The organism is Polynucleobacter sp. UK-FUSCHL-C3, assembly GCF_040409815.1.
Taxonomy (GTDB): domain Bacteria; phylum Pseudomonadota; class Gammaproteobacteria; order Burkholderiales; family Burkholderiaceae; genus Polynucleobacter.
Window position 1 is genome coordinate 14,244 of sequence record NZ_CP099959.1, and the last position, 12,871, is coordinate 27,114.

The window sequence follows — 12,871 nt, forward strand, 5'->3', positions numbered from 1 at the left end:
ATTGATGCAACTGAACCCTTCCGAGATCAGCGAGCTGATCAAAAGTCGAATTAACGAATTAGGCGTTGATTCAAAAATTCGTAATGAGGGCACTGTTATTTCGGTGACCGATGGTATTTGCCGTGTTTACGGTTTATCGGGCGTCATGCAGGGCGAGATGTTGGAGTTCCCAGGCAATACCATTGGGCTTGCTCTGAACTTGGAGCGAGATTCTGTTGGTGCCGTGGTGCTCGGTGAGTACACCCACATAAAAGAAGGCGATCCAGTTAAATGTACTGGACGTATTTTGGAGGTTCCCGTAGGCCCCGAACTGTTAGGCCGGGTTGTTGATGCTCTCGGACAACCGATTGATGGCAAAGGACCAATCAACAGCAAGCTTACTGACTTTATTGAAAAAGTTGCGCCGGGTGTTATTGCGCGCCAGTCTGTTAGCCAGCCTGTGCAAACTGGACTTAAAGCGATTGACTCAATGGTTCCTATTGGACGCGGTCAGCGTGAATTAATTATTGGCGATCGTCAAACCGGCAAGACTGCAGTAGCCGTTGATGCCATCATCAATCAAAAGGGTAAGGGTGTTTACTGTATTTATGTAGCGATCGGTCAAAAGGCTTCCACCATTGCTAACGTGGTCCGTAAGCTAACCGAGCTTGGCGCAATGGAATACACCATTGTGGTTGCTGCTAGCGCATCGGAATCAGCGGCGATGCAGTATCTCTCTGCTTATGCGGGCTGCACCATGGGCGAATACTTCCGCGATCGCGGTGAAGATGCCTTGATTATTTATGATGATTTAACAAAGCAGGCGGTTGCTTATCGTCAAATCTCCTTGTTGTTGCGTCGCCCACCAGGTCGCGAGGCATATCCGGGCGACGTGTTTTATTTGCACTCACGCCTTCTTGAGCGTGCTGCGCGAGTCAACACAGATTACGTTGAGAAATTTACGAATGGTGCAGTGAAGGGCAAGACCGGATCATTAACCGCCTTGCCTGTGATCGAGACGCAGGCGGGAGACGTATCCGCATTCGTACCCACAAACGTAATTTCGATTACTGACGGACAGATCTTTCTGGAAACCGACTTATTTAATGCAGGCGTTCGTCCAGCGATTAATGCCGGCATCTCCGTATCACGTGTGGGCGGTGCGGCACAAACAAAGGTTATTAAGAAGCTTTCGGGCGGTATTCGTACCGACCTTGCCCAGTATCGTGAACTTGCAGCATTTGCACAGTTTGCGTCTGACCTGGATGAGGCAACACGTAAGCAGTTAGAGCGTGGTAAGCGCGTTACTGAACTTTTGAAGCAGCCACAATATATTCCGATGCAAGTGTGGCAATTAGCTGCCTCACTGTATGCAGTGAACAACGGCTACTTTGATGATTTGGAAATCAAGCAAATCCTGCCCTTTGAAAAAGGCCTACATGAGCACCTTAAATCAAAGTTTGCAGATTTAGTTGGGCGCATTGAAGATACGAAGGACCTAAGCAAAGATGACGAAACCGCCTTGCGCGCAGCAATCGAAGACTTTAAACGTTCGGGCTCTTTCTAATTTAGGCGATCATGGCAGGTACAAAAGAAATACGCAGCAAGATCAAGAGCGTTCAAAATACGCGCAAGATCACGAAAGCGATGGAAATGGTGGCCGCATCGAAGATGCGTCGTGCGCAAGAACGTATGCGCTCTGCTAGACCCTACTCAGAAAAAATTAAAGCAATTGCTTCGCATTTAGCAAAAGCTAATCCAGAGTATCGGCCTGCCTATATGGTAGTTCGTGAGCTGAAAAAGGCTGGCGTCATTTTGGTTAGCACTGATAAGGGATTGTGTGGCGGCTTAAATACCAACATTTTGCGTTTAATTACGAATCAGGTTCGCGAGTTTAAGGATAAGAATGTATCCATCGAATTTACTGCGATAGGTTCAAAAGGCTTACAGTTCTTGAATCGAGCAAAGGCTAAGCTTCTGTCTCAGTCGGTGCATTTGGGCGACACCCCGCATATGGATGTGTTGATTGGTGCGATCGCTGCCCAGCTCACTGCGTTTGAGCGTGGTGAGGTTGATGCGGTCTATTTAGCTTATACGCGCTTCATTAATACGATGAAACAAGAGCCTGTTTTAGAGAAACTCTTGCCGCTTGAGTCCTCAGAATTAAATCAAGAGGCTGGTGGTGGCCATGGCTGGGATTACATCTATGAGCCAGATGCCGAATCGGTTTTGAATGGATTATTAAAACGTTACGTAGAAGCTCTTATTTATCAGGCTGTGGCAGAGAACATGGCTTCTGAGCAATCGGCTCGAATGGTGGCAATGAAAGCCGCCTCGGACAATGCCAAAAACGTGATTGGTGAGCTACAGTTGATTTATAACAAAACTAGACAAGCAGCGATTACAAAAGAGTTATCAGAGATTGTGGCTGGAGCCGCAGCGGTTTAATTGTAAAAAATTTAAAGTTTAAATAGCGGAGAAACATAATGAGCAACGGAAATATCGTTCAATGTATTGGTGCAGTGGTGGATATTAAGTTTCCTCGAAATGAAATGCCCAACATTTATGATGCCTTGACTCTAGTAGAGAGCAAGGAAGCCTCATTCGCAGAAAAAGGCTTAACCTTTGAGGTCCAACAGCAAATTGGAGACGGCGTAGTTCGCGCGATTGCAATGGGTTCAAGCGACGGATTGCGACGCGGCATGGAAGTGAAAGCAAGTGGTGCCGGCATCAAGGTCCCGGTGGGCCCCGCGACCTTGGGTCGAATTATGGATGTGCTTGGCCGACCAATTGACGATGCTGGCCCAATAGCAACGCAAGATCGCCGAGCCATACATCAGCTTGCCCCAAAATTTGATGAGCTTTCCCCGTCGGTTGATTTGCTAGAAACAGGCATTAAGGTGATCGATTTGGTCTGCCCATTTGCTAAGGGCGGCAAGGTTGGCCTGTTCGGTGGTGCTGGTGTGGGCAAGACAGTCAATATGATGGAGCTCATCAATAACATTGCTAAACAGCACTCTGGATTATCCGTATTTGCAGGCGTTGGAGAGCGTACCCGTGAAGGCAATGACTTTTATCATGAGATGAAAGAGTCTAATGTTGTTGATAAAGTAGCCATGGTATTTGGCCAGATGAATGAGCCACCTGGAAACCGTTTGCGCGTTGCCTTGACAGGTTTAACAATGGCTGAGGCTTTCCGCGATGAGGGCCGAGACATTCTGTTCTTCGTCGACAACATTTATCGTTATACCCTTGCGGGCACTGAAGTGTCTGCATTATTAGGTCGTATGCCTTCATCCGTTGGGTATCAACCAACCTTGGCTGAAGAAATGGGAAAGCTTCAAGAGCGTATTACCTCGACGAAGACCGGCTCGATCACCTCTATCCAGGCAGTTTATGTTCCGGCCGACGACTTAACAGACCCCTCACCAGCAACTACTTTTGCTCACTTAGACTCCACCGTAGTTTTATCGCGTGATGTTGCTGCGTTGGGTATTTACCCAGCGGTTGATCCTTTGGACTCAACAAGCCGTCAGCTTGATCCACAAGTGGTCGGTACCGAGCATTATGAGGTTGCTCGCGGAGTGCAGATTACATTGCAAAAATACAAAGAGCTGCGCGACATTATTGCAATTTTAGGTATGGATGAGCTTTCACCTGATGACAAATTAGCGGTAGCTCGTGCTCGTAAGATTCAGCGCTTCTTATCGCAACCGTTCCACGTTGCTGAAGTATTTACAGGCTCCCCTGGTAAATATGTACCACTAAAGGAAACTATTCGTGGGTTCAAGATGATTATTAGTGGAGAGCTAGATCATCTACCAGAGCAGGCCTTTTATATGGTTGGTTCGATTGATGAGGCAATTGAAAAGGCGAAAAAACTGTAATGGCAACAATCCACGTTGATGTTGTAAGTGCAGAGCGGTCGATTTTTAGTGGCGAGGCAAAATTTGTTGCTTTGCCAGGAGAGGCTGGCGAGCTTGGCATATTGCATGGGCATACTCCGCTGATTACGCGAATAAGGCCTGGTGCAGTCCGGATTGAAAAAGCAGACGGTGATGAAGAGTTTGTGTTCGTGGCCGGGGGTTATCTAGAGGTTCAACCAGACAGCGTGATTGTGTTGGCAGACACTGCAATTCGGGGCCATGACCTTGATGAGGCGAAAGCTGTTGAGGCTAAAAAACGTGCTGAAGAGGCCATGCAAAATCGTGCCGGTGACTTTGATATAGCTCACGCTCAATCAGAGTTTGCGATGGCTGCAGCCCAGTTAGCTGCAATATCGCGCCTACGCCGTAAAAAATAATTAAACAATTGTTAACAAACGATCGATTCTTAAAGGCTTGCTTAGGCGAAAAAACAGACCGCACGCCTCTGTGGTTAATGCGTCAGGCAGGGCGCTACCTACCCGAATACAATGCAACACGTGCAAAAGCGGGTAGTTTTTTAGGCTTAGCCAAAAATCCTGCCTATGCGACAGAAGTAACATTGCAACCCTTGGATCGTTATCCGCTGGATGCGGCAATTTTGTTTTCTGATATTTTGACAATACCCGATGCCATGGGTTTGGGACTACAGTTTGCTGCTGGCGAGGGCCCCAGTTTTCAGCATCCCTTGCGCAGTGAGGACGAAGTTAAAAAACTGAGGCCAGCTGATCTGCAACAACTTCAGTATGTCTTTGATGCGGTCGCACAAATACGACAGGCGCTTATTCAAGATGGCAAACAACGCGTACCCTTGATCGGGTTCTCCGGAAGCCCCTGGACTCTAGCCTGTTACATGATCGATGGTTCAGGTTCAGATGATTTTCGTCATGCTAAAACGATGATGTTTAATCGCCCTGATTTGCTTAAACATATATTGGATATCAATGCCCAATCGGTAGCTGCTTATTTAGGTGAGCAGTTGCGCTCGGGGGCTCAAGCACTTATGATTTTTGATACCTGGGGGGGATTGTTGCCAGATGGTTGGTATCAAAGAATTTCTTTGGCCAGCATGCGTAGCGTGATTGATCAATTACCTCGGGAAGTTAATGGGCAAAAAGTCCCTATTATTATTTTTACAAAGGGCGGCGGTTTATGGCTGGAGGACATGGCAGACGTGGGTGCCGATGTGATCGGGCTTGACTGGACGATGTCCATTGCCAAGGCGCGCACCCTATTGGTTTCTAAAAATAAGCCACTAGCGCTTCAAGGTAACTTTGACCCAATAGCGCTTTTTGCCAAACCCGAACAAATTACTCAAGAGGCTATTGGCATACTGGATTCGTTGGCAAAAGCCCCGGCTCTAAAGTCTGGGCTCCATCCCTTGGATGGCCATATCTTTAATTTGGGCCACGGCATATCTCAATTTACCAATCCAGACGCCGTTACAGTTTTGGCTAAAGCCGTTCTCGAGCATTCTGCCCAACTCAGAAAAGCAGTATAAATCGGGATAAATCCCTATAAATCAAGGCTTTTAAGGGGTACTTATACACATGGATAGGCCATAATCCTGATTTCATGGGGATTTAAGACAAAGCAAATGTATTAGAGCCTTAAAATTTACCAAGCCATTGATTTAATTCACTTTTTATTAAAAGCGCATATTTATGAAGAGCCCTATGCATTTATGCGATTATCTTCAGGACCCCCATAAATAGGGGTTATCCACAAAGTTATCCACAGACCATTAAAGTAAACACCCACTTGAATAATCTTGCAAAAATAATCGTTCAGGTGATTTTGGATAAGCCCCTTAAAGAGGCCTTTGATTACATTTGGGAGGAAACACAAGCAGGGATCAAACCAAGTATTGGAATGATTGTGGAGGCTCCATTTGGCAGAACCTCAGTTGTAGGGGTCGTGATTGGGGTGAGCGCTCACTCAAGTATTGAGCCATCAAAATTAAAGTCAGTAAAGGCCTTGGCACCACTACCCTGTTTGGATAAAAAAATACTAGAGCTGGGGCAATTTGCATCGCATTACTATGTTTACGGCCTTGGGGAAACCATGATTCCGGCTATTCCAAAATGGTGGAGAAGCCCCAAAAATTGGCAAAAGGGCTTGCGCGCTTCGCCAGCCAAGAGGACAAATACTCAGACCGCTTTGCAATCGCACGATCAGGCGATACGCCCCGAGCAACTAAATTCCGCTCAGGCGGATGCACTCTCGCAGCTTTATGCACACAATCGAAAAGAGTTTCAGACTATTTTTTTGAATGGCGTAACCGGTAGTGGGAAGACTGCGGTTTACTTAAATTATCTCCAGCAGATCTTAAGTAATGATCATGACGCGCAGGTGCTGGTACTACTGCCAGAAATAAACCTAACCCCACAACTAGAGCGAAGAATTGCAAGCCATATGCCAAATCAAGAAATGGCCGTATTGCATAGCGGCTTGAGTGATAAACAAAGAGCAATTTCATGGCATGCGATCATAAGCAGAAAAGCCAAGGTCATTCTCGGCACCCGCTTATCTATACTGACCCCTATACCAAACTTAGCCGCCATTGTGGTTGATGAAGAGCACGATAGTTCATTTAAACAACAAGAAGGCTTGGGCTACTCTGCCAGAGACCTTGCAATCTGGCGAGCAAAAAATGAAAACATTCCTGTTCTACTGTCTTCAGCAACGCCGTCCCTAGAAACATGGCACGCCATTGAGCGCGGGCGCTATCAAGAAATTAAATTGAGCGAACGCATTCATCAGGCGCAAATGCCCGAAGTCGAGTTGGTGCAGATACAAGAGGCGGATAAAAACCAAGCGATAAGCACAACCCTTAGACAAGCCTTACAAAAAAACTATCAACAAGGCCGACAAGCTTTGATATTGGTGAATCGACGAGGCTTTGCACCGGTTATTACTTGCGGATCTTGTGCATGGCTTTCAGAGTGCCCAGATTGCTCTGGCTATATGGTCATGCATAAACAGCTTGGATCAAGAAAGTCCCCCGCCCTATGTTGTCATCATTGTGGTTTGATAAAGCCAATTCCGCTATCGTGTCCAAAATGCGGTGATAGCGATTTGCATCCATTGGGTAGGGGCACTCAAAAAATAGAGGAGCAATTAGAAGAGATTGTTCCGCACGCCAAAGTTCTGAGAGTGGATGCCGATACTGCGCGCACCGGGAAGTTAAGCGAAGCCTTGTTTACAAAAATTCATCAAGGTGAGGCTGACATGATTGTTGGAACTCAAATGCTTAGCAAAGGGCATGATTATCAAAATGTCGGATTGGTATGTGTTTTGGATGCAGACGCTAGACTGTATTCCAATGATTATCGTGCTCCTGAAGCCTTGTTTGCCCAACTCATTCAGGTGGCCGGTCGCGCTGGACGTTCGGGTGGGGGGCATACCAAGATGCTGATTGAAACCCGTTATCCCAATGACCCGATCTACCAATATCTTCGCAATTACGATGTCGCAGGATATATGAAGCACCTTCTTAAGGAGCGTCAAGAGAGCGGTTTGCCACCTTATGTTTGCCATGCTTTGGTGCATGCAGAATCAAGGTACATGAGCGATTCATTGGAGTTGCTTGCCGAGGCAAAAACTTTAATTCAAAAAAATAGTAACGCTAATAATGGATTGATCTGCTTTGATCCTGTTCCAAAAGCATTAGCAAGAGTGGGCGGAAAGGAGCGCGCACAATTATTAATCGAAGCAGATAGTCGGGCTCAACTACAGGTTCAACTCAATTGCCTAGATGATTTTCTGCGCAAGCAATCTAATGGCCGTATTAGTAAAAAAGGGAAGGTACGCTGGTCTATTGAGCGCGACCCTTTGTTGATATAACAGATTAAAGGGTGGCATCATAAGAAGCGGAGGAAAGCAATGACCCAAGCTCTGACGTGAGCAAAGCCTTATCTTCCGACTTGATTTTAAAAAGCCATAGATCATAAGGTTTGGCATTAATGGTTTCGGGCGAATCGATTGCCGTTTGATTAATGACCGCAACCGTTCCGCTAATGGGCGCATGGATATCGCTTGCCGCTTTTAAGGACTCAATGCTTGCACATGCCTGCCCCTGCTTGATCTCGGTGTTGAGGGCCGGCAGTTGTACAAACATTACATCCCCTAATGCCTCTTGAGCGTGATTACTAATGCCAACCCAATACATTTGGTCATCGCCCAGCTTGACCCATTCATGCGTGTGAGCAAACAATAGACTGTCGAGATTATTCATAAGAATATTTTATCGGTAATTAATCAATAATATTAGATCAAAACAATCATGATCCTGAATCTAGCCTTTGGGCCTATCGCCGGTTAAGCGAGAGAGAAACCGTGAGTGTGGGTGAACACATCCCCTAATTTTTCATTGCTGCGGCAGCAAGTCGTGATGTATCGTGTTTTTTGATGAATCAACGCATATAGCTTTGGTCGAGAAAGACAAGCCAATCCCCGTGCGGGGTAAGTTGACTATGCTTTTGCCGCGCCCGTGCGATGTGTACGGTTATAGAGACAGCTGGCGCAAATCCAGCGCTGCTTGCGGTTACTGGTTGGAATCCAGGTGCCGCCTTCCAAGCGCTTTTCCCGACTACAAGACGAGCAAAATTTAAGGCTAGGAGATGTGTCTTGGGTGGGGGTTGGGGTGGTAGAAGTGGTCATAACGGAATCTGATAAATCTGCTCGAAACCGCTATTTTACCTCGTTTCCCCATTACTAGAGGGGCTTAGGAGAACCCGAACAGAATTAGCTGTTTTATTGCCATTAAAGTCTAACCAAGCTTTTTCCTTGAAATCGTAAAGCTTGCAGGTCTTAGCGGTATCAAAATACCACTGCCATGAGAAAGGCTGAACAATAATTCTTTCTGGTAAAAGGGTTTCAAGGCGATTTTGGGCCGCCTTCAGGTTATAGAGCGGAACGCTCATGTCGACATGATGGGCGGTATGTTCCATGATGTGGTGCATTAATGCACCCCAATAAAACTTGAATGTTAGATGAACCGTAGTTGATACAAAGGGCTGAGCGCGGAGCCATTCAGCCTTGTTGTCATACCAAGCAACTGATGGGTGAGTATGATGGACATACACTACAAAGCCAATCATTCCGTTCCAAAATAAATAGGGCAGCACAAATCCGCAAAGCAATGAAAGTATTACCGATTGCTCTGTAACAATTGCTGATGAGATGAGCGCACCAAGCCAAATAAGAGCGAAGGCGCTAACCAAAAGATTGTCTTTAAGAAAGATGGACCGATCGGCTGGCTTATATTTTTTATTGGGGAAGAACATTTTGTTCCACCAAATTTCAACCAAGTAGTAGGTAATTGGTCCCCAGCCGCTTCGATAGTGACGCTCCAGGGCTTTTCGCCATGCTGGCAAAGCGTCATACTCGTCTTTAGCAAGTGGCGCCCACACAAAATCAAAGCCCTTTAAATTGGTTTGTCCGTGGTGCACAACATTGTGACCAATATCCCAAAGGCTATATGGTGTTAGCGAGGGAAGAAAGGCAATTCTTCCCAAAACTTTATTTAAATTGCGATGCGGGGTGAAGCTTTGATGGCAAGCGTCATGGCCCAGAATAAAAATACGACCTGTTACAAATCCAGCAATGATGCCAAATACTAGCTTGACCAGAATGTTCTCAAAATAAACCGTTGCAGCAATGCACGCAAGCCACAATACTGAATCCAGCACTAAAAGAGCAATTGCTTGAAGCGTTTGCCCTTCTGTCATGGGGGTTAGCCAGGAACGAATAACCCGACGATGAGGCAGGGGCAGCTCAGGGCTCAAGGGCGTAGCTGTGTTGGCTAATGCTTGGCTAGTATGGAGGGCGCTATTTAATTCCGACACGTTTTCTTTCTAAGTTAGCCCAAATAATAGTGGTTTTTTAGGTTTTTGGAGTGACAACGCTTTGAATCTGGCGCGCCCGGCAGGAATCGAACCTGCGACCCTTGGCTTCGGAGGCCAATACTCTATCCACTGAGCTACGGGCGCCAATAGTGGCGTACAAGTCTATTGTAAGTGCCCCCACTCTTAATGCACTCGGTATAATTCGAATTTGTCAAAAAATGTTCTCTAGATATAACCCCAACAGACCAAATTAATATGAGTGAAGAGCACGGTAGTTTAATTAAAAATACAAAACAGCTGTCCATAGCTGTGATTGCAAGCTTTTTTATCCCTCTGATTATTATTTTTCTCTTAATTGTGTATGTCAACAGCGGGAAAAAGACAGATACCAATGGCTCTGAGCGGTCTACGCTGGCTATCATCAAACCCGTTGGACAGTTAAATTTTAAAGATGCCAGCGCACCTCGTGAAATGCAGACTGGCGAGGCTGTTTACAAGGCGGTGTGCGCCTCATGCCACAACTCAGGAGCCGCTGGGGCCCCTAAATTTGCCGCAGCCTCAACTTGGGGTGGGCGCATTGGAACGGGTTATGACGCTTTGTATGCGTCAGTTATTAAGGGCAAAGGAGCAATGCCAGCGCGCGGGGGAGCCAATCCAAGCGATATCAGTGATTATGAAATCGCACGAGCCGTGGTTTATCTCGCAAACTCAGCGGGTGGAAAGTTTCCAGAACCAAAGGCGCCCATAGAAAAACCAGCCGCCAAGTAAGCTTTAGCCCTTCTCCTTGCAGGAAAGGGCTATTTGATAAGCCTCATTTTTGTTTAGGCCAAACATAGAGCTTAGGGTTGTAGCGATATCTTTACTACTCATATGCGCCCCTAGCAGGCTTGCTAATCGGCTAGGCTCAGCTTGACTGGAAACCGCATTTTTTTGTGAAGCGCCACCACTTAGCATCAAAACAAACTCCCCCTTTAAGTTATTGGCGTTTTCAAGCCATTCCGCAATTTCGCTGGGCTTGAGCAGGTAAACGCCCTCAAATTTCTTGCTTAGTTCGCGCCCAATAAAAAGAATCCGCTCTTCTGGGACGAGCTTGCTTAATTTGAGCAATGTTTTGGAGAGTCGGTGAGGGCTCTCGTAAAACATGCTGGGCAAGGAGCTTTCAATCATTTGCTCGATCATTCGATCAAATTCTTTGCTCTGACTGGGCGCAAAACCAAGAAACTGGAATTGGCCGTTTGATTCCACTAACAAGGAGCCCGCTATTGAAAGGGCGGCACTAAGCGCACTCGCACCAGGAATGGGGATCACCCGAAATCCTGCCGCACTCACCTGCATGACAAGACGAGCCCCAGGATCAGAGATTCCCGGTGTGCCGGCATCGGATAGATAGGCCCAGCGCTGACCATTGCGCAGATGATCTATTAGGACAGCGGCCGCACCCATCTCATTATGTTTATGTAGAGCTAGGAGTGGCTTACGAATATCAAAGCGATTTAAGAGTTGCGCGCTATGTCGGGTGTCTTCACAAGCAATTCCATCGACATGATTTAAAACATGAAGCGCTCTCAGAGTAATATCGCCTAAATTCCCAATGGGCGAGGCAACCATATACAGAGAAGAAGTTGGAAGCTCTTGCTCTGAGAGAAAATGAAGGATAGTTTTGTCCATGAATAAATAAAGCCTTATAGAATTGATTATCCCCGTAAATATTAGGAATAAACAGCATCTATTTTGGGAATAAATGAGATCTAATCAGAGCATAATAATCATATGAAAATGAAATCAATCGACAGCCTTGCGAGCAGGGCAAAAAAACATTTTGTAGATAGTATTGCTGTAAAACAAGATGGCGCGGTTCTGTTGCCAACCGAGGTTGCCAAAGCAATAGCATTAATGAGTAAATGCCTTCATGAAGGGGGCAAAGTGATGGCCTGTGGTAACGGCGGGTCTGCAGCAGATGCCCAGCACTTTGCTGCTGAGTTAATGGGGCGTTTTGAGCGCGAGCGCCGCGAGCTTGCCGCTCTTGCATTAACTACCGATACCTCGATCTTGACTGCGATCGGTAATGATTACAGTTACGAAGATGTGTTTAGTAAACAAGTTCGTGGCATTGGGCGCGCAGATGATATTTTGATCGCAATCTCAACATCTGGCAATTCGAAGAACGTCATCAAAGCAATCGAGGCTGCAAAAAAAATTGGTATACACATCATTGCTCTAACTGGGAATGGCGGAGGCAAGATGGCTGACCTATTAAATGGCCAGGATCTGCACTTGTGTGTCCCAGCTTCACGCACCGCTCGGATTCAAGAGACACACTTATTATTGTTGCATTGCCTTTGCGATGGGGTTGATCATGTTTTGTTTGATGAGGAATAAATATGTTGCGATTGATTAAAGTTGCATGTCTTTTATTGATCACCATTCAGATTTCTGCATGCGGGGTATTTATTGTTGGGGGCATGGTTGGGGGCGCAACTATTTTGGCTGATCGAAGAACGCCCGCGGTGCAAGCTATTGACTTAGGCATTGAGCTTGAGGCAAACAGTCAGCTCTCTAGGAAATTTGGAGATTCTGCACATATTGTGGTCGTATCTTTTAATCAAAAAGTTTTATTGATTGGTGAAGCAAAAGATGAGTCAATCAAAAATCAAGCGGCTACAGATGTGAAAGCGATGAAAAATGTTCGCTCTTTGTTTAATGAAATCATGATTGGGCCGAACAGCACTATAGGCGCACGCGCAAGCGACTCTTATCTTGCATCAAGCATTAAAACCCAACTCGTTTTTACGGCAGACATTCCTTCAAATTCAATGAATATTTCAGTGGAGGGCGGTCGAGTTTATTTGATGGGAATATTGAGCCAACAAGAGGCTGAAAAGGCTAAACAAATTGTTAGCAAAGTAAACGGGGTGAAGCAAGTCTTTGCATTTTTTGACATTATTTCTGAGTCAGAAAAACAGCGCTTAGAAAAAGAGGGCAAAGCCAGAACCTCTCAGCCAGATACGAACCCAAGCCCAAATTAAGCGTTTTTACAAAAAAGAGGCCCTTAAGCCTGATTTATATAAGGGTTTACCCTTATTTATTACAGCCCGTCTTTTTGGATGTCTGACCTTAACG

12 protein-coding genes and 1 tRNA gene are annotated in these 12,871 nt (G+C 46.1%); 9 read left to right on the forward strand and 4 right to left on the reverse strand.

Annotation, left to right across the window (positions count from 1 at the left end):
- The first annotated feature begins 4 nt into the window (after positions 1 to 4).
- The 6 genes from atpA to priA all read left to right on the forward strand — a co-directional run bounded on the left by atpA (position 5) and on the right by priA (position 7,748).
- Positions 5 to 1,546 (forward strand): F0F1 ATP synthase subunit alpha, encoded by a 1,542-nt coding sequence (gene atpA / locus NKE59_RS00080; protein WP_353438828.1) that lies wholly within the window; start codon positions 5 to 7, stop codon positions 1,544 to 1,546.
- 11 nt (positions 1,547 to 1,557) lie between these two features.
- A complete protein-coding gene (gene atpG / locus NKE59_RS00085; protein WP_353438829.1) occupies positions 1,558 to 2,427 on the forward strand; it encodes a F0F1 ATP synthase subunit gamma in 870 nt (289 codons plus the stop codon).
- Positions 2,428 to 2,465: 38 nt separating this feature from the next.
- The gene (atpD, locus tag NKE59_RS00090; RefSeq protein ID WP_353438832.1) at positions 2,466 to 3,866 is read left to right on the forward strand and encodes a F0F1 ATP synthase subunit beta; all 1,401 of its coding nucleotides are present in this window, start codon (positions 2,466 to 2,468) and stop codon (positions 3,864 to 3,866) included.
- Positions 3,866 to 4,282, forward strand: a complete 417-nt coding sequence (locus NKE59_RS00095; protein WP_353438833.1) for a F0F1 ATP synthase subunit epsilon — start codon at positions 3,866 to 3,868, stop codon at positions 4,280 to 4,282. Before atpD ends, NKE59_RS00095 begins: the two co-directional genes overlap by 1 nt.
- Before the next feature lie 8 nt (positions 4,283 to 4,290).
- Positions 4,291 to 5,403 carry a uroporphyrinogen decarboxylase gene (hemE, locus tag NKE59_RS00100; protein ID WP_353438834.1) on the forward strand — a complete coding sequence of 371 codons (1,113 nt, stop codon included), beginning with the start codon at positions 4,291 to 4,293 and terminating at the stop codon, positions 5,401 to 5,403.
- Positions 5,404 to 5,663: 260 nt separating this feature from the next.
- A complete protein-coding gene (gene priA, locus NKE59_RS00105) occupies positions 5,664 to 7,748 on the forward strand; it encodes a primosomal protein N' (RefSeq protein WP_353438836.1) in 2,085 nt (694 codons plus the stop codon).
- Between the two features lie 4 nt (positions 7,749 to 7,752).
- Here priA and gcvH read toward each other — a convergent pair whose 3' ends face one another.
- From gcvH to NKE59_RS00120, 3 genes are all read right to left on the reverse strand, one after another.
- The gene (gene gcvH / locus NKE59_RS00110) at positions 7,753 to 8,139 is read right to left on the reverse strand and encodes a glycine cleavage system protein GcvH (protein ID WP_353438838.1); all 387 of its coding nucleotides are present in this window, start codon (positions 8,137 to 8,139) and stop codon (positions 7,753 to 7,755) included.
- Positions 8,140 to 8,599: 460 nt separating this feature from the next.
- Positions 8,600 to 9,634, reverse strand: coding sequence for a fatty acid desaturase (locus NKE59_RS00115; protein WP_353439959.1), 1,035 nt, complete (start codon positions 9,632 to 9,634; stop codon positions 8,600 to 8,602).
- 185 nt (positions 9,635 to 9,819) lie between these two features.
- Positions 9,820 to 9,895: transfer RNA gene (locus NKE59_RS00120), tRNA-Arg, on the reverse strand.
- Positions 9,896 to 10,006: 111 nt separating this feature from the next.
- Here NKE59_RS00120 and NKE59_RS00125 point away from each other — a divergent pair.
- Positions 10,007 to 10,519, forward strand: a complete 513-nt coding sequence (locus tag NKE59_RS00125; protein WP_353438839.1) for a cytochrome c — start codon at positions 10,007 to 10,009, stop codon at positions 10,517 to 10,519.
- 3 nt (positions 10,520 to 10,522) lie between these two features.
- On the opposite strand, the gene rsmI is transcribed toward NKE59_RS00125, so the two are convergent.
- A complete protein-coding gene (gene rsmI, locus NKE59_RS00130) occupies positions 10,523 to 11,419 on the reverse strand; it encodes a 16S rRNA (cytidine(1402)-2'-O)-methyltransferase (RefSeq protein WP_353438840.1) in 897 nt (298 codons plus the stop codon).
- A gap of 102 nt (positions 11,420 to 11,521) precedes the next feature.
- Here rsmI and NKE59_RS00135 point away from each other — a divergent pair, with 102 nt between their 5' ends.
- Complete coding sequence (locus NKE59_RS00135) at positions 11,522 to 12,130, forward strand: phosphoheptose isomerase (protein ID WP_353438841.1); 609 nt, start codon at positions 11,522 to 11,524, stop codon at positions 12,128 to 12,130.
- Between the two features lie 2 nt (positions 12,131 to 12,132).
- On the forward strand, positions 12,133 to 12,777 hold the full coding sequence (locus NKE59_RS00140; RefSeq protein WP_353438842.1) for a BON domain-containing protein: 645 nt from the start codon (positions 12,133 to 12,135) through the stop codon (positions 12,775 to 12,777).
- Positions 12,778 to 12,871 lie beyond the last annotated feature (94 nt).